Below are 21,936 nucleotides of genomic sequence, written 5' to 3'. Positions count from 1 at the left end.
CCGCCAGGCCTTGGCTCCATGGACCGTCGTCGGACGCGCGGCCGCGCCCCGAAAATATCCTGGCGGGAGATGCGTGCTAGGTGCGGGCCGATGCAACGCCAGGGCCCCTTGGCCGGGGCCGCTTTCAATAAGAAAACGGCCACAGCTTCCAATACGAACGGATCGTGCGCCAGCGGGCGCTGAGCCCGTCGGGCTCGAAAATGAGAAACACGATTACGATCAAGCCGAAGACTATCTCGCGCAGGCTGGCCAGCTTTTCGAAAATATTGGGGAATATCCGCGAAAGCGCATCCGTGGGCACCTCCAGCAGCCAGTGCAGCAGCTCCAGGAAGGTCACGCCGAAGATCGCCCCCGTCACCTGGCCCAGGCCGCCGACGATGATGTAGGCCAGATACTTGACGCTCAGCGCCACGCCAAAGGCCTCGTCGGTGACGGCGTTTTCGGTGAAGGCCCACAGCCCGCCGGCCAGCCCGACCATGAACGAACTGATGCCGAAACTCAAAATGCGATACTTGAACAGATTGACGCCGATGACCTCGGCCGAAAGATAGCGGTCGCGCACGGCGACAAAGGCCCGGCCCGTGCGCGTGCGCATGAGGTTTTTCAGGTAGAGCGTGCCCAGGGCCGCGAAGAACAGGCACAGGTAGTACTTGCGCTGATCGGTGTCGAAACTGAAGCCAAAGAGCGTGGCGTCGGAGACCTCCACCGCGCCGGCCTCGAAGACGCCGCGCAGCAGCCAGATGATGATGATCTGGGCAGCCAGGGTGGCGATGGCCAGGTAGAGCCCGCGCAGGCGCAGCGACGGCACGCCGAAGATCATGCCCAACGCCGCCGCCATCAGCCCGCCGGCCAGGATCGCCAGCAGAAAGTTCCAGCCCAGGTCCATGTGGAGGACGCCGGCGGTGAAGGCGCCCACGGCCATGAACGCGCCGTGGCCCAGCGAGATCTGGCCGGTGAAGCCGGTGAGCAGGTTGAGCCCCTGGGCCCCCAGCACAAAAATGCAAATGTGGGTCATGATGCCCAGCCAATAAAGATTGGTCAGGCCGCTGAGCCAGTCGGAAAAGAACGGGAACGCCAACAACAACACGGCAAAGGCCGCCATGGCCACGCGCAGGAAAGTGGTCTGGAAGATGGCCTCGTCTTTTTCGTAGGTCTCGAAAAACAACCCGCAGGGCATGTTTGGCCTCCTTCGGCTAGACCCGCTCGATTTCCTTGATGCCAAACAGGCCGTAGGGCCTGACCATCAGGATGGCGATGAGCACCACGAAGGGCAGCACCGCCTCCAGGTTGCCCGGCGTGACCAGCGCCGCGTCGAAGGCGCGGTTGTAGAGCGCCACGGCCTGGCCCACCAGCTCCGGCCCCAGGTACTGCACCAGGCCGATGACCAGCCCGCCGATGATCGCCCCGCCCACCGACTCCAGCCCGCCCAGGATCACCGCCGGAAAGACCGTCAGGCCAAAGTGGCTCAACTCGATGTTGACGCCGTTGATGTTGCCCACCAGCATGCCGCCCACCACCGCCACCACCGCGCCGATGGACCAACTTATGGCGAAGACCGTCTTGACGCTGATGCCCATGGACTGGGCCACTTGCTGGTCGGCGGCCACCGCCCGCATGCTCACGCCCACCCGCGTGAACTTGAAAAACAAGGCGAACGACACCAAAAACAGCGCCGCGAAGAAAAAGATCCACAGATAAACCCCGGGCAGGGTGATCACGCCCAGGCGCAGGCCGTCCTGCTGCTGAAAAATGGGCGGGTCGAAGTTGCGGATCTGGGTCTCCCAGATCAGGGTCACCAGGCCCTTGAGCACCGTGGCCAGGGCGATGGTGACCATGATCACGCTGATGATCGGCTCGCCGATCATCGGCCGCAGGATCAGGCGCTCCAGCGCCAGCACCATCACCAGGCCCGCCACGATCGTCAGTAAAAAGGCCGCCGCCACCACCACCAGTTGCCAGCCCGCCGGCGACAGCGCCGCGAAAACCTCGGGCCGGGCCTGGGCCAGGGCCTCGAAGGCCAGGCCGCGCAGATCGGTGTAGAGCCACAGGGCCACGTAGCCGCCCACCAGCACGAACTCGCCCTGGGCGAAGTTGATGATGCTGGTGGATTTGTAGATCAGGGCGAAGCCCATGGCCACCAGGGCGTAGACGCTGCCGATGGCCAGGCCCGTGATGATCAGGCCGAACAGGTTTTCCATGGGCCTCCTTTCGTCGACGGCCGTCGGCCGCTCAGTGCACCGGCTTCCAGAACTGCCACCACTTGCGCTCGGCCTCCAGGCGGTATTGGTCCAGGGGCTTGAGGCCGCGGATGTGCAGGTCGCTGACGATGGTGGCGCTCTTGCCGTCCTGGTAGCGGATTTCGCTCTCCACCCGCACCGAGCCCACGTCCTGATAGAGCGCCTCGATCTCGTTGACGTAGCGCTCGGCGATGTAGCGCCGCCGCAGCTTGCGCGTGCGGGTCAGCTCGCCGTCATCGGGGTCGAACTCCTTGTAGAGCAGCAGGAATTTCTGGATGCGGGCGGCCTCGGGCAAAATGCGATTGACCCGCACCACTTCCTTTTCGATCAAATCGTAGACCTGGGCCTTGGCCGCCAGATCGGAGTAGGTGGTGTAGACCAGGCGGCGTTCCTCGGCCCACTTGCCCACGTGCTTGTAATCGATGCAGATCAGGGCCGTGACGTAGTCGCGCTCGTGGCCCAGCACGCAGGCCTCGACCACGTAGGGGCAAAACTTCAGCTTGTTTTCGATGAACATGGGCGAAAATCTGGCCCCGCCGCGCAGGCGCATCAAATCCTTGACCCGGTCGATGCACACCAGGCGGGGCCGTCATCGGTCAGGTAGCCGGCGTCGCCGGAATGCAGCCAACCGTCGATGATCGTCTCGCAGGTGGCCTGGTCGTTTTTCAGATAGCCGCAAAACAGCGCCGGCGAGCGCGAGACGATCTGGCCCACGCCCTGGGGGTCGGGGTCGTCGATGCGCACTTCGGTCTCGGGGATGGGCTCGCCCACCGAGACGAAATCCACGTTGCCGTTGCGGTGGATGCAGCTTATGCCGCTGATCTCGGTCTGGCCGTAGATCTGCTTGAGCCGCACGCCGCAGGCGTGGAAAAAACGAAACACATCGGGCCCCAGGGCCGCGCCGCCGGTGGAGGCGCTGCGCACGTTGGCCAGGCCCAGGCGGTCCTTGAGCGCGCGAAATAGCAGCAGCCAACTCAGGGCGTAGAGCGCCCGCCAGGCCGGCGAGGGCGGTTGCTTTTCAAAGTGAAAGTCGGCCATCTGATAGCCGATGGGCATGCAAAAGCGATAGATCAAGCGCTTGAGCCAGGTGGCGTCCATGTGCTTGACGATCACCGAGCGGGCCATCTGCTCCCAGACCCGGGGCGGGGCGAAGACCACGTTGGGCCCGATCTCGTAGAGGTCGGCCATGGCCGTCTCGGGCTCCTCGGGAAAATTGACCGTGAAGCCCACCGCCAGCGCCGACGACACGCTCATCATCTGCTCGCCGATCCAGGGCAGGGGCAGAAACGAGACGAACTCGTCGTCGGGCAGCTTGGGATCGACCGCGGCCAGGTTGAGGGCCATCTTGAGCATGTTGGCGTGGGTCAGCAGCGAGCCCTTGGGAAAGCCCGTGGTGCCCGAGGTGTAGGCGATCAGGGCCACGTCGTCGGGCCGCAGGCGCTCCACCGAGCGTTCGTAATGGCCGGGGTTGTCGCGCTCGAAACGGCGGCCCAACTCCTCGACCTGCTCGATGGCCATCAGGCGCGGATCGTCGTAGGAGCGCAGGCCCTTGGGGTCGGTGTAGATGATGCGCTGGACCAGGGGCAGTTCGTCGCTCATGTCCAGTATCTTGTCCACCTGCTCCTGATCCTCGGCCACCACGAAGCGAGCCTCGGCGTGGCGCAGCACATAGGCCACCTCGGTGAGGATGGAGTCTTGGTAGACGCCCAGCGGCCGGCCCTTGAGCGACTGGGCGGCCAACTCGGCGTAGAGCCACTCGGGCCGATTGTCGCCGATGATGGCCAGGGAGTCGTCGGCGCCAAAGCCCATGGCCGCCAGGCCCAGGGCCAAGTCCTTGACCCGCCGGTGATAGGTCCGCCAACCCACCGCCCGCCAGACGCCAAACTCCTTTTCGCGCAGAGCCGCCCGCTCGTCGCCGAAACGGGCGGCGTTGCGGGCCAGCAAGGCCGGCAGGGTGGCCTGGCCTATGTCGACGCCGGGCTCCTTGGCTTTGACATGAGTTTGGGCCAATGTTTCCTCCCGCCAGCGGAGCTCTAGACGCCCAGCTTGGAATGGGCCGCGTCGTCGGCGCCCAGATAGGCCTGGATCACGTGAGGATTGCGGGCCACCGCCGCCGGCGGGCCCTGGGCGATCTTGGTGCCGAAGTCCAGCACCACCACGTCGTCGCTGATGTCCATGACCACGCCCATGTCGTGCTCGATGAGCACCACCGTAACGCCCCACTCCTGGTTGATGTCGAGGATGAAGCGGGCCATGTCCTCGGTCTCCTCCAGGTTCATGCCGGCCATGGGCTCGTCCAGAAGCAGCAGCTTGGGCTTCATGGCCAGGGCGCGGGCCAACTCCACGCGCTTTTGCAGGCCATAGGGCAACGCGCCCACGACTTTTTTGCGGATGGACTCGATCTCCAGCAGGTCGATGATCTTTTCCTCGATCTCGGCGCGCACGGCCATTTCCTCGCGGCGGGCCTTGCCCAGGTAGAGCCCGCCCGACAAAAAACCGCTTTTCAAGTGGGCGTGGCGGCCCAGCTTGATGTTGTCCAACACCGTCATGCCCTTGAACAACTCGATGTTCTGGAAGCTGCGGGCGATGCCCAGGCCGGCCACGGCGTGGGTGGGCAGGCGCGAGATGTCCTGGCCCATGAAGATCACCCGCCCGCGCTGGGGATGATAAAAACGACAGATACAGTTGAGGATGCAGGTCTTGCCCGCGCCATTGGGTCCGATGATGGCCTGGATCACGCCGAAGGCCACCTCGAAGCCGACCCCGGCCAGGGCGGCCAGGCCGCCGAAGCGCAGATGCAAGTCTTCGATTTTCAGGATGGGCGTCTGGCCGCCGGGCGGGCCGGCCGGCGGATGAAGGGCGGAGCTTGAACCGGGCATTTTGCCTCCCGTGCGAGAACTGGCGGGCGAAAATGGCGCTCTTCTATTGTGAGATAGTGAAGAAAGCGCCGGCCCAATGTCAAGCCCCCTTATGCCAACTAGCTGATATCAAAAGTATTGTGAAATATATATCATAACCTAGAGGAATAATCGTTTTTCGAAAGATATCAGATAAATAGACGGAAAGTTACGTAAGGTATAATCGCGTTTCGCCGAGCGGCGGGCCATTAGCGCCACAAAAGAAAAGTGGAACTTTTTTAGCCCGACGCCCCGAAGCGGCTGGGCAGGCGCTCGGGCCAGACCAGGCGGCGATAGCAGCGCAGAAAGTAGTCGTCGGTCATGCTGGAAATGAAATCGCGCACGACGCCGGCGGCGGGCGTGGCCTGGCGATAGTCATCGTCCATGGCGTCGAGGAAGTGAGCGAAAACCGGGCTCTGTCGGCGCTGGCCGCCCAGGTCGCCCAGGTATTGTTCGAAGAGGTGGCGATAGATTTCGGCGATCTTGTGGTGTTGGGTCTTGATCTTGGGGTTGAGGTAGATGCGCTCCAGGTTGAAGCGCTTGAGCTGGGCCAGGGCCTGGCCGACCTCGTCACTGAAGGCCAGATGGGGCCGGCCCAGCGAATTCTGGGCTAGATCCTCCACCAGGCGGTAGACGATGGCCCCGTTGGTGCGGCCCAAGGTCCGGGCCACCTCGGCGGGCAGGTCGTCGCGGTCGATCAAGCCGATGTTGATGGCGTCCTCCAGGTCGCGGCCCACGTAGGCCACCGCGTCGCAAAGGCGCACCACGCAGCCTTCCATGGTCATGGGCCGTAGGCTCAGGCCTGGGTCAGCCTGCTTGGCGGCCAATTCGGCGTCGAGGGCGGCGAAATCCTTGCCGGGCCACGGCGTCAGGCGATTGTCGCAGACCTCGCCATCGTGGCAGAGCACGCCGTCCAAGACCTGCAACGACAGGTTCAGGCCCCGGCCGCCGCGCTCGACGCTCTCCAAAAAACGCACCGACTGGACATTGTGCAAAAACGGCCCCAGGCCGTGCTCCTGGCACAGGGCCGAGAGATAGCCTTCGCCGTCGTGGCCAAAGGGCGGGTGCCCCAGGTCGTGGGCCAGGGCGATGGCCTCGATGAGGTCTTCGTTGAGGCCCAGCAGGCGGCCCACGGTGCGGCCGATCTTGCTGACGAGTTGGACGTGCAGGACGCGGTGGGAGATATGGTCGTTGTCGACGAGGCTGAAGACCTGGGTCTTGTCGATGTAGCGGGTGTAGGCCAGCGAGTGCAGGACGCGGTCGGCGTCGACGGCGAAGGCCAGGCGGTGGCCGCTGTCGCTGACCGGATCTAGCCGACGGCGCAGGGCGGCCACGCTGGGGCAGGCCAGGGGCGAAAGCGCGGCTTGTTCGCGGAGTTCGAGTTCTTGGCGCAGGCGCAACAGGTCGTGGCCGGGCATGCGGGGCCTCTCGTGGCGGCGTGGGCGTTTGGTCAATTGAACAGGCCGCCGGGCGCGCTGTCAAGGCCCCTTGCGGCCCGGCGGCTGGCGGTTTACAATCGGGCCATGATCATCGCCGCCGACAACCTCACCACCTCGCGCCCCTCGGTGCGCCGCGCCGTGGAAAACCGCGACGAGGCCTTCATCGCCGCGCTGTGCCAAAAAGCCGCCGCCGCCGGGGCTCATTGGCTCGACGTCAACCCCGGCTATCTGGCCCCGGCCAAGCGGGCCGAGGTCTGGCGCTTTCTGATCGAAACCGCAGAAAAGGCCTGTTCACTGCGCCTGATCCTCGATCCGCCCGAACCCGAGACCTTGGCCGTGGCCCTGGCGTTTTGTTCGCGGCCGCCGGTTTTGAACATGGCCACGGCCCAGGCCGAGCGCCTTGATCCCGTGGTGGCCCTGGCCGCGGCTCACGATCTGCCCATGATCGCCGCCACCATCGACCGCGCCGTGCCCCTTGGCGCCGACGAGCGCCTGGCCCTGGCCGCCCATATCCTGGGCCGCGCCCAGGCTGGCGGCGTCGATCCCGAAAAACTCTACCTCGACCCCATGGTCATGCCCCTGGCCCTGCAGGACGGCCAGACCCACGCCAAGGCCGTCCTGGAAACCCTGCGCGCCCTGCCCTACCTGGCCGCGCCGGCCCCGCGCGGCTTCATCGCCCTCAGCAACCTGACCACCAAATCGGCCGGGGCCGACACCCGTTTCGCCGGCGGGCCGTTTCTGGCCGCGGCCTTTGGCGCCGGCCTGCACGCGGTGATGCTCGACGCCCTGGACCCGGCCCTGATGGCCATGGCCCGCCTGTGCCAGGTATTTGACGGTCAGCGGGTCTTCGCCGCCGCCGAATGCCGCCCCCCGGCCTGAAAGGGCCCGCCCCAAACCGGAAATATTTGCCCACTCCAGGGCCGCTCGGCCCGCCACGCGGTCCGGTTCGCCCCGCCCAGGCCCTTGTCGGGCCCGCTGGCGTTTGGCGCGCAAATTGCAAGCAAAAGCGCCAAACACCCACGCCATGATCTTTGGCGCCAGCAAAAGGAGTTGCCGTGGCCAAAAACAAGCGCAAAGGCAAAACCGCGGCCCCGCGCCGCCCGGCCCAACGGACGCGGCCGGCCCAGCCCGCCACCTCCCCGGCCGACCAGGCCACGGTCGTCGATCAGGCCTTGGCCGACCCCAACATCGACAAGGCCGCCCTTGACCAGTTGGCCGCCAAGTACATGGCCGCCAAAGACTACGACCAAGCCTGCCGCGTGTTCAAACGCGCCAGCCAACTGCGCCCCGACGACCCCCAGCCCCTGACCGACATGGCCACCAGCCTGGCCATGACCGGCCGTCTGGACGAGGCCCGGCGGGCCATGGGCCGCGCCGTCGGCCTGGCCCCGGACAACCCGAAATACCTGGCCAACATGGCCAAGGTGATGATCATGCAGGGCGACTTGACAGCCGCTCGTGAAGTCATCGACAGGGCCATGCCCCTGGCCGACGAAAAACGGGCCGCCGAGCTGCGCGGCCTGCTGGGCCTGTGCGCCCAGACGCCAGCCGGCCAGGCCCAGGCCGTCGCACCGAGCCCAAGCCCGTGGCCGCCGGCCCAAGTCGCCGCGCCGACCGCGCCGGCCCACGCCGACACGGTCCAGCGTCAACCGCGCCGGCCCACGCCGCTGGTCGCCGCCAGCCGCCCGCTGAACATCCTTTTCGTGCAGGAAGCGCCCTGCATCCGCAACTACAAGACCGCCAGCGCCCTGCGCGCCAGGGGCCACAAGGTCTGCCTGGCCTACACCCGCGCCACCCTCAGCCAGATGTACAAGGGCCTTAGCGACGAAGTCTACGACCGTTGCGTCCGGCTGACCAACAATCGCCACCTGTGGGACATCAGCGCCAAGTTCGACCTCGTCCACTGCCACAACGAACCCGACGTCCTCACCGTCGCCGCCCTGGCCGGCGAAGCCCCGGTCATCCACGACACCCACGACCTGATCTCCCTGCGCGCCGGCGGCGACCAGAACCTGGCCTTTTTCGAGGGCGTGGCCAACCGCGGGGCCCATGGCCGCGTCTACACCACCCCTTACCAGCGCGACGCCGCCCTGGCCCTCTACGGCGTCAAGGGCCCGTCGCTGGTCTTTTACAACTACGCCTCGGCCGGCGATCTGCCCAAGCGCTTTCTGCCCAAGCTCTCCGCCCAGGACGGCCAGACCCACATCGTCTATGAAGGAGGCATCGGCGGCAACGGCCACCGCGACTTCATCGACTTGTTCGCCCAACTGACCCAAGGCGGGCTTCACGTGCATGTCTACCCGGTGCACTTCGACCAGGCCATGCACCAGCGCCTGAGCGCCATCCCCCGCATGCATTACCATCAGCCGGTTTCGCCCACCGAAATCATGGAGGTGATGAGCCAATATGACATCGGCATCATCCCCTTCAATATCGTCAAGGGAAACAAGCAGTTTCTCGACTCGACCATCGCCAACAAGCTCTTCGAGTACCTGGCCGCCGGCCTGCCCGTGCTGGCCTCGCCCCTGCAAAGCTATGTGGATTTCTTCAAGCTAAACAACGTCGGCAAGGTCTTCCACGACGCCGCCGAGGCCATCGCCGCCACGCCGGAGTTGCTGCGCATCGCCGCCAGCCAAGACCTCACCGCCCACGCCAAGACTTACGACGGCGAGATCACCCGCCTGGAAGATTTTTATATCCAGATAATCGACTCGTTCCACGCCGGCGAAGCCGCGCCGAGTCAGGCCGCCCTCGAAACCGCGACGCCCCCCAGCGTCACTGAATGGCTGGGCGGAGCCTTCGGCTTCAGCCAATAGCCCGGCCCCACGCCGCGAAACATCCGGCCGCGCCGTCAATCTCGGCGCGGCCGGTCCATTTCACGCCGCCAGCATCCCGCCCACGTGTTCGGCCAGGGCCAGGCAACTGGTCAGGCCGGGGCTGTCGATGCCCAACAGGTTGATCCAGCGCCGGTGGTTCGGGTCCGCGGCCACATGCCAGTCCTGCCGGCCGGCCAAACGGGCCTGCACCCCCACCTGATAGGGCCGCAGGTCCGCCGCGCGCAATTGAGGAAAATAGCCGGCCACCTGGGCGCGAAACTCTTCCATCGGCCGATGCTCCCCCGCCAGGTCGCCCTTGCCCCGCGCCGCGAAGTTGAGCGGCCCCACGCTGACCACGTCGCTCAGCCGCGCCGCGCCGCCCTCCGGCCCGGCCGGCAAAAGCGTCGGCGTCAGATGCACCCCCACCGTCCAATACTCGCCCCCGGGCAGACGCACCCGGCGCGGCGTGGGATAAACGTTCATCCGCGCCACATCCAGCCCTGGCCGCGCCCCGCGCCGAAACCAGGCCGCCTCGCCGCGCATGGGGTCGATGCGCTCCCGGCAAGCCGGGTCTATCAGCCGCGCCACATCGTCCGCCCACAACCCCGCGCAGTTGACCACCCAGCCGGCCGCCAAGGACTCCACCTCCCCTCCGGCCCGCCGCGCCTCCAGCACGAATCCTCCCCTCGCCGCCCGCGCGCCCGCCACCTCCGCGCCCCGCACCCCACCAACGCCCCAGCAGCCACGGCGTCGGCCTCCAAGGCCCGCGCCAATGACGTAGGCTCCACCACGCCCGAGTCCGGCAGCCACAACGCCCGCCGCGCCACTACCCCGGGCTCCATCTCCCGCGCTTCCTCACCGCCAACCAGATGCGCCGTCACCCCGTTGGTCCGCGCCCGCGCCAAATACATCTCCAACGCCGCCTCGTCGGCCGCGTCCACCGCCACCATCAACTTGCCGCAACGCGCATGGGCCACGCCATGGGCCAGGCAAAACTCGCGCAACAATCCATTGCCCCGCGCGCACAGCCGCGCCTTCAACGGCCGTGTTTGTTCGTCGTAATAATGCCCCGCGTGCATCACCCCCGAGTTGCGCGCCGATTGACCATCCACCCCGCCACTCCCCCGCTCCAACACCACCACCTCGCGCCCAAACAACGCCGCCCAACGCGCAACCGCGCAACCAACCACCCCAGCCCCGATCACCACTACATCCACCACGGCGTTGACCTTTCTTCCTTGGGGAAGCCCAAGACGCGGGGAGAACCTTTTTCTTTCGCGCCAAAAGAAAAAGGTTTGACGCACCACCCTCCAAAAAGAAAAGCGCAGGCGGTGATCGCCGCGCAATCACCGCAAACGCGTTTTGCTTTTTTTTACGGCAAACTTCGCGGCGCGCTTTGTTTCATGGTTTTGTTCATATCATAAAATTGCTTTGCAACTTCATGAACACAGCCCAAAAAGCCCGCGCAACCCGGCGCGACTTTGCACGGCTCCACCGCCATGAACACGCCAGCCCACGGCAAAATTTCCCCGCACCCGTCAAATATTACCCAACCGCACCGGCATGCCAAATATTTATCAAATAATTACAGCATATTAACGCAACACAATCCCGTGGCGCGGCTCTTGCATCATATAACCGCGAGGCAACCCAACGATCAAGCGCGGCTCCAACCAAAATTTGGCGCGAACATGACCCAAAGCGACATTGCCACAAAATCCGTCCAACCGGCCTATGACGTGAGCATCATCATCCCGGTGTTCAATCGGGCGGCGTTCACCTTGCGTTGTCTGCAAACCCTGGCCCAGAACAGTGACGGCCCCAGTTACGAGGTGATCATCGTCGACAACGCCTCCACCGACGGCACGGCGGCCCTTTTGGCCGGGCTGGGCGGCGACGTGACGGTGATCAGCAACCAGCACAACCTTGGTTTCGCCAAGGCCTGCAACCAGGGGGCCCAGGCCGCGCGTTCGGGCAATCTGCTGTTTTTGAACAACGACACCGAGCCACAAGCCGGCTGGTTGCCGCCGCTGCTGGAAGTTTTGGCGCGCGAGCGACGGGCGGCGGTGGTCGGGGCGCGGCTGATCTACCCCCACGGCAACCGCGTGCAGCACGCCGGCGTGGCTTTCCGGCCCAACGGCGCGCCTTATCACATTTTTCAGGGCCTGGACGCCGAACACCCGGTGGTCAACACGCCCGAACGCTTTCAGGCCGTGACCGGGGCGTGCCTGTTGATCCGGGCCGAGGCTTTTTTCGCCGCCGGCATGTTTGACGAGGCTTTTGTCAACGGATTCGAAGACATCGACCTGTGTTTGAAGGTCGGGCGCATGGGTTGGACGATCCACTACGAGCCGCGCGGCAAGGTGTTGCATCACGAGGGCATTTCACCAGGCCGCAAGGCCCACGACGTGCCCAACATGCTGCTGTTCATGGAGCGCTGGGCCGGCGTGGTCGAGCCCGATGAAAACCGTCATTACGCCAAGCTGGGCCTGCGGTTGAGTTACAACGACGATTTCACGCGCTGCACCATCCACCACTTGCTCGACCCCAGCCGCACCCGCACCATTAGCCTGGATCAGGGCGGCCGGGCCGACGAACGCCCAGGCGTCTAGCCACTGGCCAGGATGCGACGATAGAGGCTCAGGTATTTTTCGGCGTCCTCGGTGACGGTGTGTGGCTGGCGCACGCCCCGGGTCAAGGCGGCAAGTTCCTCGGGCCGCTCGATGAGCCTTTGCGCGAGCCGGCGCAGGCTTCGCCAATCGCCGGGCGGAAAGAGCAGGCCGTTTTGGCCGTGGCGCACGGCCTCGGGGATGCCGCCCACATCGGAGGCCAGGACCGGCCGACCGGCAAAAAGGGCCTCGCGGGCGGTCAGGCAATAGGATTCCGTCAGTGAGGGCACGACCAGCGCGTGGCAGCGGGCCAAGACGCCGCCGCGCTGGCTGATGTCGTAGGGCCCGTGATAGCTGAAGGTCTCGGGTTTGTCTTCGCAGAGCGCCAGCAGGCCGGCGGCGTAGGGTTGGTTGACCGCCTTGCCGTGGATTTCCAGCCGCGCGCCGGCCAGGCCGTCGATGGCCCGCGCCGCCAGGTGGGGCCCCTTGAGGGGCATGATGTTGCCCATGAAGGCCAGGACCAGGCCGTCGGCCGGATCGGGGCCGGGGTTTGGACCCAGGGTGAAGGGCACGACGCCGGCCGGCATGACGGCCATGTTGGGCCCGGCCAGGCCACGGGCGGCCATGGTCCGCGCCACGAAACGGCTGACGGCCAGCACCTTGCTGGGCAGTTTGAGCATCTGGCCCAAATAGGCGTCGCGTTCCCGCCAAAAGCGCTCCAAGGTGGGCAGCAGGTCGGGCCTGGGGCCGGCTTGTGACACGGCTTCCATCAGGCAGTTCAGGCAATTTTGCCTGCCCCGGCCGGGGCAGGGCTTTTGGCTGGGCGTCTGGCCAAAGATCAGCGGGCAGATGATCCAGAAGTCGTGCAGGGTCAGCACCACGGGCAGGCCGCGGCGCTGGGCCTCGTAAACGACCTCGGCGCTGAAGCCCAGCAGATGCTGGGCGTGGATCAGCTCGAAGCCGCCCTCTTGGGCCACATCGCAGACAATGGCCGCCGAGCGGCGATCGACCAGACTGACCAGCGTGGGTTCGTCGTCCAGACCCACCCGCCAGGTTGGCAGGCCCAGCATTTCCAGGCGCTCCAGGCCCTGGCCCCGGCCGAAGACGGGGTGGATCACCTCGACCTCCACGCCCCGGCGGCGCAGGGCCAGCGACAGGCCCAGGGTGTAGTTTTCCGTGCCGGCCCACGATAGCGGGGGAAAATTGTGCGCGACCTGTAAAATCTTCATGAGCGCCCTTTTGGCCTTTGACCGCCGTGGGCCGGCGGCCTTGGGCTATATTACGCCATTGGGCGCGGATCAGGCAAAAGGAGGCTGCGGTGTTGCGGGTGGTCATTCACGGCGGGCTGGACCAGCGGGCTCAAACGGCCTATGCGGCCCATCTGGGGCGAAGCCTGCCCCTGGAGTCGGGCGCGCTGCCGGCGGTGGAGGCGTGCTTTTCGGCCACGGAGGGCGAGCTTCTGGCCAACCTCAACCAACGGCCGGCCCATGTTTTCGTCAGCATCGGCCCACGGCCCAAACCGCTGGTCATGCTGCCGCTGGCCGATCGTCGGCGCTGGCTGCACTTTGATCAAGCGCCCCGGCCGGACGAGCTGTTGCGCGCCGTGCACGAGACATATCTGAGTTGGGCCGTCTTTCCCCCCACCGCCGGCCGCGACGAGCCCCTGGTTTCGGTCTACACCCCCACCTTCAACCCCGGCCAGCGCCTGATGGAGGCCTACGCCTCGCTGTGCGGCCAGGGCTATCGCAACTGGGAGTGGGTGCTTGTCGACGACGGCTCCAGCGACGGCACGCCCCGGCTGATCGAGCGATTGGCCCGGGCCGATCATCGGATCAAGGCCTTTTTTCCCCAGCGACGGGGCCAGGCCAACATCGGCTGGATCAAGCGCCAGGCCACGGGCCTGTGCGGCGGCGAGATTTTGGTGGAGCTCGACCACGACGACATGCTCGGCGCCGACTGCCTGCAAGAGGTCGTGGCCGCCTTTGCCGCCGACCCGGAGCTGGGCATGGTTCACTCCAACTTCGCCGAGTTTTTGCCCGATGGCTCGCCCCACGTCTACCCCGAGTGGGAAGATCGCGGTCGCTACCGCTGGACCGAGTTGCAAGGCCGGCGCTATCGCGAGGCTCTGGCCTACGATGTTTACGGCGATGTTTTCGGGGCCGGGCCGGTGATCCAGCACATGGCCGTCTGCCCCAATCACGTGCGGGCCTTTCGGGCCAGCGAGCTGTGGCGCTTGGGCGGCTATAACCCCCGCTTGGTCATCGCCGACGATTACGAGCTGATGATCCGTTTTTTCATCGGCGGCAAGATCGGCCACATCGCCAAACTGCTCTATCTCTACCGCGTGCAGGACAACACCTGGTCGCGCTTCAATGATCTGGCCAAGTGGCTCTTTAACGTCATCGAACGCCGCTGGCGGGGGCCCATCGAGGCGCGCGTCGCCGAGTTGAAGGCCCAGGGCCGCTGGAACCCCGCGCCCCAGGGCGTCCTACCCGCCGGCCACCCGGCCCTGGAGCGGGCGGCCCGGGCCAACCGCCAGCGCGGCGTTGTCTGGCAGGAAGTCTAGCCCGTCAGCGCCGCCCAGACCAGCCCGGCCACGGCCCGCGTCTGGGCGAACACGGCCCGTTGCAGGCGGATTTGCCGCTCGGGCCGAGGCTCGTCCAGGCTGGCCAGGCGCTGGACAAGATACATCGCCAGCGGCCGGACCAACGCTTCGGCCGCCCCCAGGCGGCGCGCCTCGGCCGTGGCCTGATTGAGCGCGTCCATGGCCGGGCGGGCCGTGGCGGGCGGGGCCTGGCCGCCAAGGGCCGCCTCGATGCGCGCCAGGGCTGCCAAGGCGGCGGCGGCCAGGGCGTCAAAGGCGGCCAGCGGGCCCGAGGCCGGCGGGCGGGATGGCGACAGCGGCGCGCGGGGCCACTGGCCAGGGCGCAAGACGCTCAGCCAGGCCTGGCGATAGGCCGCGTGCCTGGCCTGGGCTGGGTCGGGGCTTAAAGGTAGCCAGTCCATGAGCCCGGCCGCGTCGGGCTGGGCGCGATAAAACCTGGCCCGCGAACCGGCCGGCCGCTGAAAGGCTCGGCCCAAAACGTGCTCCAAGGCGGCCAAGGCGTCGGCCGGCGCGATGGCCGCCCAGCAGTGCTTGGCCTGGCAGGCGGCCGCATCGAGGCAGGGCGCGCAGGGCAGATCGGCCTCCACGACCACGTTGCCGGGGCCATATGGCCCGGTGGCGCGAAACTGGGCCTTGCCCAGGCTGAGGCTGACGATGGGCAGGGCCAAGGCGGCGGCCAGGTGGACAGTGCCGGTGTCGTTGGCGATCAAGGCCCGGCAGTGACCCAGCACGGCGGCCAACTGTCCCAGATCGGTGCGGCCGGCCAGATCCAGGGCCGTCGGGCCCAGCCCCGCCGCCACCCGGGCGGTGAGCGCGGCCTCGTGGGGCGCGCCGGGCAAAACCACGCTCAGGCCTTTATGTCCCAACAAACGCCCCAGCTCCACCCACTTTTCCGGCGGCCAACGGCGATCGGCCTTGCCCGCCCCCACCTGCAAGGCGATCAGGGGCCGCTCGGGCCGCCAGCCCAGTTGGGTCAGCAAGGCCCGGGCCTGACGCTGGTCCTCGGGCCGCGCCTGGAACACTGGCCGCCGCGTCGCCGACGGCAAACCCAGGGCCAGGCCGTGCAGATCGCTCAGATGCAGGCCGTTATAGGCCGGGCCGCTGAAAATATTGTGGCAATAATTGGGCCAATCACCGCGCATGATCATGGCCCCATCAGCGGTAAAATCGCCGCCCAAGGCCTGGCCGCCCTTGGTCCGCACGGTCAGGGCGCAGGCCAACTCGTTGAAGCAGGGGTTGTAGACCAGGTCATAGCCGCCGGCCAGGTCTTCGGTGAAGCGGGCCAGCAGAGCCAGGGTTTCCATGACCGCTCGGGCTTCGTCGGGCTGGTTGGCCAGGGCGTAGAGCCGGGTGAAAGGCAAGGCAATAAAGCGGTTGACCGCCGGATTGCCTGCCAAAACGCGGGCAAAGGAATCATTGGCCAGCACGTCGATGACGGCTTGAGGCCGGGCCTGGGCCAGGGCCGACAGCGCGGGCGTGGTCAGCAGCAGATCGCCCATGGCCAGGGTCTGGACGAAGAGAACGCGCATCAACGCCCGGAAAATCGCAGATATTCGAAGATGATGGCGCAGACGGCCAAGCGGTCGATAGGCTGACCTGGCCTGGCGTGAGCGCGTAGCGCCCGAGCGCTCAACGGCGTGTCACCGGCCAGAGGGGCCAACAGCCGGGCCAATGGCGCGTCGATGGCCTTGGCCTGACTGACGGTTATCTCCGCATGGTTGTTTGGTGGGCGGTACATCGGCGCGCTCCCTGGGCTTTTATTTTGGCACAGTTGGGGCAAAAAATAAATATCGGCAAATGATAATCGCTTGACAGAAGCCAAGGGCGAGTGGCAAATTAGGCGCGGGTCAAGACCGCCCTTTCACGGCATCCGCCGTGGGGGCGGTTTTTGTTTTTGGCGCATTGGTTTGCCGCAACAAAACAAGGGTGACAAATGCCGAGGGCACGCGGGGCAAAAAAAGGCAATGGCTTGTATGTGCACAATGTAAAAGTGCCCGGCGATTTCGTGGACAGCAACCATCTGAATTTATGCCTGGTGCAAACGCCACCACCAAAAAGAGAGCGGCTATATGACGACAGCCGCCCTGAATATGTAAACTTGGTCAAGGAGTTTTTGGAACAAGAAATAGGCGATCATTTTCCAGGCAATAAACCAATTATAATCATGTTTCCAGAACTGACATTTGGCGTTAAAGATTGGTATACGATAAATGATTTAATCAATAAATACAAAGGGAAGATAGTGCTTATAGCGGGGTTCGGATTTACGCATGGCAATAAATTAAATGAGATTTTTACAGACAGGACACGGCATCACGGAACGGAAATCATAAAAAGCTGGCGCGAGGACGAGGAGGGGTTTCCCGGGGCCAAACGGCGATATAATTATGGATGGTGCTGGCTAAGATATCCTGCTGATGGCACGGAAAAGCTCACGACTAAAAGCGTAATTTATGTTAAGCATTTCCCAGAGCAATGTGCAGAGTTGGGACAGATTGATTATTTAGATGGCGGCGTTTCGCAGGTTTGCATACAGACAAATGGCCTCGATATTTGGCCAATTATTTGCTCCGACTTCATTTATAATGGTGATGGCAAAACCCCCACCAGTGAAATGGTTACAGTATGCAACAAGACCAATCTGCTTCCTGAAGCAACACGAAAATACATACTTGTTGCCGGGCAATTATATCAAAAAGACCCACATGCTTCAGCATGGCAAGATGCGTTAAATAGAATATTTACTAATCTTGACATTACAGCTCATAACCATTTTGCAATCGCACTGGCCAATCATGCGATGGGGAAGCATGACAAGGATGAGTCAAACGACAAACTACGTAATTTAAGTGGAATATATATTCATGCCGATGCTGCGCATATCGTAAAACATGAGATCAAAAAAGGGACAAGGCTTCATAAGAACGGAAACTTTGTTGCCAGGTTGGTGCGATCAACGGAACCCCTGTTGATATCAGGCAAGTTGAAGTTCAAAACTGTACCTGATGCTGAAAGACATAATTGGCCCGCCACGCTACACAATCAGATAACAACAAACCACGATCATGGCCTGAGCTATCAGCTTAGAGAGTATAGCGAATTTGAGCATCAACCCTATGAGCTTGCGAGATTTATTTGCAGAAACTGCTCTTGCGGATACGGGCATCATGCAACCAAGGAGATATTTTCAGCGCTCTGTTGGTTGAAATTACAGATCAAAACGACCATTAAGGGCGTGCAAGCAGATAATCTTATCGCCTTGATAAAAAGTGGAATGGCGCCAGGAAGCTATTCGACCTCTTTATGCGATAAGCTGCATGAGCACCGAGATGATCTGATAAAGGCCCTGCGTTGCATTTCCGTACTTATGTATTGCAATATCGCGCACCTAGTTGCGGAAGAGACAGCGCAACTCAGAACAAATATTGGCAATATTGATATTAATATTTGGTCTGACAAATCAAAACATGCATATGATATGAAAAATGCCATGGAAAATTCGCTAACGCAATACAAAAAGCCACTGATCATGTGCATTGCTCCCGGCATGGGACACATCGATGAGGACCAGATCACGCCAGGCGCGTCATCCATAACACACGCGCCTAGCGAAAGCATCGGATCACCCCCGCGACCATTTTCAATATATTTATTGCCGCTGACGACTATTGAAAACTGCTATCAAGACGCAACGACAAGCAAAATAAATTGCATGAGGCTATCAGGTATAATTGGCATGTTAAGCTCAGGAAGCGTGTCTTATGCATAACGCATGTGTTGATTGTATTGATTCCTACGCTAATCCCGTCGGACTAACACTAGCTGATAGCGCGGCAGATGCGGCCAATTGCACACTTTGGGAATCAGACTATGCCGTGGTAGCACTAGTCGTAATCGACGAACCTATCGCGTCAAAGCTGAAAAGTTCTCATGGTGAAGGCCTGGCCATATTATCGCAAAAACTTGGCGAAAAGCGCCGTAAGCATAAGATAGTTGATGGCTACCTTATCTTGGCGATTGCGCATGACATGAACACGTATAGATCGCCTGCGCTTGATGAAGAAAATAGAGTCGTGGGCAGCGACGATCTACACGGCACAATTCAGAGCCTTGAAAGCGACTTATACCTGTGTCGCAAACAAATAATTTGGCCGGTTGGCGATCCTGATGATCCTTCCGCCTGGGAAGAGCGGATCAGGCGCATACCCATACTGTCTTTGCCTTTTGCCAAAAGTGCAGCCGCAAATGCTGATAGCACGCTAATATCATTATGCAAAGATGATGAGATCCTCATGCGTCAACTGGCCAACGCAAGCGAGGATGAAATCATCATTTTGATTGAATCATATATCGGGGATTCAGACGATGTCAGTACAATTCTCTAGCATAAAAGTTGTTAATTTTCGTGGCCTTGCAGGCAGCATTGAGCTCGACTTTTCCTCACCGATCACTTTGATATATGCGCCCAATGGAACAGGTAAAACCACGCTATTGCAAGCTGCTGAATTATTGTTTACGCGCCGAATTCGCTCGAAACGTATTAATGCAGATATGAATAATTGTTGGAGTGAATGTGCGTGCTTGACAAAAAAAGATAGCTTTCTGATCTGTGGCGAAATTTCTGGCGAATATGTAACTTGCAATGATGGCAAATGGAAAACTGATAAATCAGATCAGCGCGATAGCGATATAGTTAAATCATCGTTGGAATACCTAAATACGTTTATAAAAAATTCCGTATTAAGTGCCGAAAATCATGATTACGCTCGCCTGCTGGAGCTGCATCAAAACCATTTATGGGGCAAACACTTTTTTTATCAAGATTCGCTTTCAACGATGGTGGATAGCGAATCATCAGGTCTGCGTGAACAAATTTTTTATGATTTACTTGGCATGAGTCATCTTAATGATATAAACGATATAGTTAAAAACTTCATAAGACTTCTTAATGCAAATCTCAAGCTAGAAAAAAGGCGGGCAGAAAAAATTAAGCAACTCATAGACGATACTGGAGACTTGCCACCAGACCCCGCTCGATATGAGCATATTTTCAGCGATACGAAAAAGTCAATCAATGCCTGCATATTGCTATTAAATATCCAGATCGAACCGCTTGGCGCTGTTAACGATCTCCATGAAATCGTCGACATGAAGCAGAGAATTTCGAACAAGCTTGATCGATTTGTCGCGCATATCGAAAAGAGAAAACAAGAAATTGATTACATCAGACAACTTATTGATGATATAACTCAGCTAAAAGAAAAAGCTGAAGCGTCCGGTGCGGACAGGCACGCTCAACTGGATAATTTGGCCAACGTTTCCACGCAAATTGCCCAAAAAAAGCAGCAGATCAATACACTTAACATGGAAGTTGCATCACTCGCCGCACAGCATTCTTCCGTATCTGATATTTGTGAACATGTCGCCTCAACAATCACTTCCATTGTTACATATTATCCAGAGATATCATCCAAAACAGTCGAGGAAATATTTAAAACAAACCAGTATTATAAGATCGACCTTATGGCGCGCAAAAGTTTGCTGCAGAGCGCGTCATATTTACTTGAAGTCTATCCACAAGCCGTGGAGAACAACTATCAGCTTGACCGTGTTCGCTCTGAGTCACACAAACTATCAAATCTCGTAAAAACCGAAACAGCCAAAGCTTCAATTCTTGAAGGCAGGCTGGATCAAGCACAGTCTAAACGGGCGATTTTACGCAGCCAATTAGCCAAGATAACGGACGATCTTACGCAGCTGAAAGTTTACGCGCGCAATGCCCTGCCCGCCATAAAAACTCAAAGTGTGTGCCCAACCTGTGGGCACGACTGGAAAACCGCGCACGATTTGTTCAATGCAGTTTCCAGCAGCACAGACCTCGGCATCGACTATTCTTCTTCAAAGGAAGCTCAACTTCGCCAGTCATTAGAACGAATCGAGCAGGAAATTTGCGCGCTAACGGAGGACATCAATACTTACAATTCCAACAAAGAGCGCTTGTCCATAATCCGCCAAGAAATTAACGAACGTGAACAAAAGTGGAATGACTATATTTCTTCATGCAAACGCCTTGTCGATGATTTTGATTTCGACGATATCCACCGGTCGTTGAAAGACATCATCAGAGGCCTGAATGTCGCCGGCCATCTCGCTCAGCTGTGGCATGACATGGAGTCCATCCACAGCGCGCTGAATATTTCAGCACCAGAGAAACTTTCTCTTCTTGGCTTGCGCGATGCATTATCCAGGTTTTTTGAGGTGGCGGCCGAAGAACTGAAAGCAAAAGATGCCGCTGCTCGCCAGGATTTGCACCGCACCGAGGAAGAGCTGGCTACTCTTGAACTGGCCTTTGAGCAAGCGTCAGACAGACATACATCAGCCATGGAAATAATTAATAAACTTCATCATAACGAGATAGCTTTCAAACTTGCGTGGGAGTCTATTGGCAAACACATACCATTTTCTGACGAGGAATTACTATCTCTCAAGCACTCTATTCAAGCAGACAACGATGTTGCATCAAGCGCTCGGAATGAATTAGCAAACATCGACGCATGCATATTTATTTTAACCAATGGCGCCAAGCGTGAAAGTCTTCAAAGTTCTGCTGATAAAATAAATGAGTGCATAACATTGCTAAACAAGAAAATCTCATCGTGCAATAATATCATTAAATTTAATCGCCAACAATTTTCCCAACAAAGACGCGCCGCTCTTTCTGACTTGAAAGATGTCATGTTTGCGTTATTCTCCAGAATGAATACAAACAGCATCTTTAACAAAGTTGATTTCTCCAGCCATGACAACCAAATCAATATTACCGATATCGTGGCCTATATTGAAAATGGCGTCCCGCTCTCTCCCTCCAAATATTTCAGCCGTGGTCAGCGCCAAGACCTTGCACTGTCAATCTTCCTTGCGCGTGCACGGGAAGCTGGCGGCACATATTTCCTTGATGAACCTTTCGCGCACCTTGACGACCTCAATCGCGTCGCCGTGATCGATATTGTGCGAATGCTGGCGATCGAGCAAAAAGGAAAACTCAAGCTGGTCATAACGACAGCCAGCGATCTTTTGATGAATCTGCTCATCGCCAAATTCGCTAACCTTGGCCCATTGCCCGGAAATGACGCCCCTCCCTTGCGCGTTTACAGGCTGTTGGGCAACGCCAGAAATGGCGTGACCGCCGTGAAGGAGGCTCTCGGCTGAACCAACGTGGCATCGACGCAATGTGCGCCAGCATGGACAACAGATTGCGTCACGATCTTTTGCAACGATCATTTAGTTTATTTCCAGCATGTTAAGCATCTAAAATCATATTAATTGATTTGTA

General features: G+C 60.7%; 18 protein-coding genes and 1 pseudogene. 8 read left to right on the top strand and 11 right to left on the bottom strand.

Features of this window, described 5'->3' with window-relative positions:
* Positions 1–124 precede the first annotated feature (124 nt).
* From DEBA_RS05055 to DEBA_RS05035, 6 genes are all read right to left on the bottom strand, one after another.
* Positions 125–1,177 carry a branched-chain amino acid ABC transporter permease gene (locus tag DEBA_RS05055; RefSeq protein ID WP_013257836.1) on the bottom strand — a complete coding sequence of 351 codons (1,053 nt, stop codon included), beginning with the start codon at positions 1,175–1,177 and terminating at the stop codon, positions 125–127.
* Positions 1,178–1,193: 16 nt separating this feature from the next.
* Positions 1,194–2,198, bottom strand: coding sequence for a branched-chain amino acid ABC transporter permease (locus DEBA_RS05050; protein ID WP_013257835.1), 1,005 nt, complete (start codon positions 2,196–2,198; stop codon positions 1,194–1,196).
* 31 nt (positions 2,199–2,229) lie between these two features.
* Positions 2,230–2,814: an acyl-CoA synthetase family protein gene (locus DEBA_RS18570; RefSeq protein WP_222832040.1), complete on the bottom strand. Its 585-nt coding sequence runs from the start codon at positions 2,812–2,814 to the stop codon at positions 2,230–2,232.
* Positions 2,787–4,247, bottom strand: a complete 1,461-nt coding sequence (locus tag DEBA_RS05045; protein WP_222832039.1) for an AMP-binding protein — start codon at positions 4,245–4,247, stop codon at positions 2,787–2,789. Before DEBA_RS05045 ends, DEBA_RS18570 begins: the two co-directional genes overlap by 28 nt.
* 23 nt (positions 4,248–4,270) lie before the next feature.
* Positions 4,271–5,116, bottom strand: a complete 846-nt coding sequence (locus DEBA_RS05040) for an ABC transporter ATP-binding protein (RefSeq protein WP_013257834.1) — start codon at positions 5,114–5,116, stop codon at positions 4,271–4,273.
* A 257-nt stretch (positions 5,117–5,373) separates the two neighbouring features.
* Positions 5,374–6,552, bottom strand: a complete 1,179-nt coding sequence (locus tag DEBA_RS05035; protein WP_013257833.1) for a deoxyguanosinetriphosphate triphosphohydrolase family protein — start codon at positions 6,550–6,552, stop codon at positions 5,374–5,376.
* A gap of 105 nt (positions 6,553–6,657) precedes the next feature.
* On the opposite strand from DEBA_RS05035, the gene DEBA_RS05030 reads away from it, so the two are divergent.
* Together DEBA_RS05030 and DEBA_RS16830 are read left to right on the top strand one after the other, a co-directional pair.
* Positions 6,658–7,452: a pterin-binding domain-containing protein gene (locus tag DEBA_RS05030; protein WP_013257832.1), complete on the top strand. Its 795-nt coding sequence runs from the start codon at positions 6,658–6,660 to the stop codon at positions 7,450–7,452.
* Positions 7,453–7,628: 176 nt separating this feature from the next.
* Positions 7,629–9,389, top strand: a complete 1,761-nt coding sequence (locus tag DEBA_RS16830; RefSeq protein ID WP_013257831.1) for a tetratricopeptide repeat protein — start codon at positions 7,629–7,631, stop codon at positions 9,387–9,389.
* A gap of 60 nt (positions 9,390–9,449) precedes the next feature.
* Here the strand turns inward: DEBA_RS16830 and DEBA_RS18865 are convergent, their stop codons facing one another.
* Together DEBA_RS18865 and DEBA_RS19025 are read right to left on the bottom strand one after the other, a co-directional pair.
* The gene (locus DEBA_RS18865; protein WP_280985143.1) at positions 9,450–10,097 is read right to left on the bottom strand and encodes an FAD-dependent oxidoreductase; all 648 of its coding nucleotides are present in this window, start codon (positions 10,095–10,097) and stop codon (positions 9,450–9,452) included.
* A gap of 74 nt (positions 10,098–10,171) precedes the next feature.
* Positions 10,172–10,579 (bottom strand): annotated as a pseudogene (locus DEBA_RS19025) (FAD-dependent oxidoreductase); the annotation flags it as partial.
* Here DEBA_RS19025 and DEBA_RS18325 point away from each other — a divergent pair.
* Together DEBA_RS18325 and DEBA_RS05010 are read left to right on the top strand one after the other, a co-directional pair.
* Positions 10,490–10,813, top strand: coding sequence for a hypothetical protein (locus tag DEBA_RS18325; protein WP_187288637.1), 324 nt, complete (start codon positions 10,490–10,492; stop codon positions 10,811–10,813). The pseudogene DEBA_RS19025 and the gene DEBA_RS18325 sit on opposite strands and share 90 nt — an antisense overlap.
* Before the next feature lie 315 nt (positions 10,814–11,128).
* Positions 11,129–12,001, top strand: coding sequence for a glycosyltransferase family 2 protein (locus DEBA_RS05010; RefSeq protein WP_187288591.1), 873 nt, complete (start codon positions 11,129–11,131; stop codon positions 11,999–12,001).
* Here DEBA_RS05010 and DEBA_RS05005 read toward each other — a convergent pair.
* Positions 11,998–13,227: a glycosyltransferase gene (locus DEBA_RS05005; RefSeq protein ID WP_013257829.1), complete on the bottom strand. Its 1,230-nt coding sequence runs from the start codon at positions 13,225–13,227 to the stop codon at positions 11,998–12,000. The two genes, DEBA_RS05010 and DEBA_RS05005, sit on opposite strands and share 4 nt — an antisense overlap.
* Before the next feature lie 89 nt (positions 13,228–13,316).
* On the opposite strand from DEBA_RS05005, the gene DEBA_RS05000 reads away from it, so the two are divergent.
* Entirely contained in the window at positions 13,317–14,564 is a 1,248-nt protein-coding gene (locus DEBA_RS05000) for a glycosyltransferase (protein ID WP_013257828.1), read from the top strand.
* Here DEBA_RS05000 and DEBA_RS04995 read toward each other — a convergent pair.
* Both DEBA_RS04995 and DEBA_RS18055 read right to left on the bottom strand, forming a co-directional pair.
* Positions 14,561–16,132, bottom strand: coding sequence for a glycosyltransferase family 9 protein (locus tag DEBA_RS04995; RefSeq protein WP_013257827.1), 1,572 nt, complete (start codon positions 16,130–16,132; stop codon positions 14,561–14,563). The genes DEBA_RS05000 and DEBA_RS04995 overlap by 4 nt on opposite strands.
* Positions 16,132–16,341 carry a hypothetical protein gene (locus DEBA_RS18055; RefSeq protein ID WP_013257826.1) on the bottom strand — a complete coding sequence of 70 codons (210 nt, stop codon included), beginning with the start codon at positions 16,339–16,341 and terminating at the stop codon, positions 16,132–16,134. The genes DEBA_RS04995 and DEBA_RS18055 overlap by 1 nt, the downstream gene beginning before the upstream one ends.
* A 267-nt stretch (positions 16,342–16,608) precedes the next feature.
* On the opposite strand from DEBA_RS18055, the gene DEBA_RS18050 reads away from it, so the two are divergent.
* From DEBA_RS18050 to DEBA_RS17665, 3 genes are read left to right on the top strand one after another with little or no spacing between them, the layout of a single operon-like run.
* Positions 16,609–18,372 (top strand): hypothetical protein, encoded by a 1,764-nt coding sequence (locus tag DEBA_RS18050; protein ID WP_148227788.1) that lies wholly within the window; start codon positions 16,609–16,611, stop codon positions 18,370–18,372.
* The gene (locus tag DEBA_RS18045; RefSeq protein ID WP_013257824.1) at positions 18,365–18,988 is read left to right on the top strand and encodes a hypothetical protein; all 624 of its coding nucleotides are present in this window, start codon (positions 18,365–18,367) and stop codon (positions 18,986–18,988) included. The genes DEBA_RS18050 and DEBA_RS18045 overlap by 8 nt, the downstream gene beginning before the upstream one ends.
* The gene (locus DEBA_RS17665) at positions 18,969–21,812 is read left to right on the top strand and encodes an AAA family ATPase (protein ID WP_013257823.1); all 2,844 of its coding nucleotides are present in this window, start codon (positions 18,969–18,971) and stop codon (positions 21,810–21,812) included. The genes DEBA_RS18045 and DEBA_RS17665 overlap by 20 nt, the downstream gene beginning before the upstream one ends.
* Positions 21,813–21,936 lie beyond the last annotated feature (124 nt).

Origin of the sequence: Desulfarculus baarsii DSM 2075 (genome assembly GCF_000143965.1) — a bacterium.
Classification (GTDB): domain Bacteria; phylum Desulfobacterota; class Desulfarculia; order Desulfarculales; family Desulfarculaceae; genus Desulfarculus; species Desulfarculus baarsii.
The sequence above is the reverse complement of the archived record's forward strand: the minus strand, read 5'-3'. Positions and strand labels throughout refer to the sequence as shown.

Excerpts from the sequence above, each read along its gene's own strand:
- DEBA_RS18055 (WP_013257826.1), bottom strand. The coding sequence starts at position 16,341 with ATGTACCGCCCACCAAACAACCATGCGGAGATAACCGTCAGTCAGGCC.
- DEBA_RS05055 (WP_013257836.1), bottom strand. The coding sequence starts at position 1,177 with ATGCCCTGCGGGTTGTTTTTCGAGACCTACGAAAAAGACGAGGCCATC.
- DEBA_RS05040 (WP_013257834.1), bottom strand. The coding sequence starts at position 5,116 with ATGCCCGGTTCAAGCTCCGCCCTTCATCCGCCGGCCGGCCCGCCCGGC.
- DEBA_RS17665 (WP_013257823.1), top strand. The coding sequence starts at position 18,969 with ATGTCAGTACAATTCTCTAGCATAAAAGTTGTTAATTTTCGTGGCCTT.
- DEBA_RS04995 (WP_013257827.1), bottom strand. The coding sequence starts at position 16,132 with ATGCGCGTTCTCTTCGTCCAGACCCTGGCCATGGGCGATCTGCTGCTG.
- DEBA_RS18045 (WP_013257824.1), top strand. The coding sequence starts at position 18,365 with ATGCATAACGCATGTGTTGATTGTATTGATTCCTACGCTAATCCCGTC.
- DEBA_RS05050 (WP_013257835.1), bottom strand. The coding sequence starts at position 2,198 with ATGGAAAACCTGTTCGGCCTGATCATCACGGGCCTGGCCATCGGCAGC.
- DEBA_RS05030 (WP_013257832.1), top strand. The coding sequence starts at position 6,658 with ATGATCATCGCCGCCGACAACCTCACCACCTCGCGCCCCTCGGTGCGC.
- DEBA_RS05005 (WP_013257829.1), bottom strand. The coding sequence starts at position 13,227 with ATGAAGATTTTACAGGTCGCGCACAATTTTCCCCCGCTATCGTGGGCC.
- DEBA_RS05035 (WP_013257833.1), bottom strand. The coding sequence starts at position 6,552 with ATGCCCGGCCACGACCTGTTGCGCCTGCGCCAAGAACTCGAACTCCGC.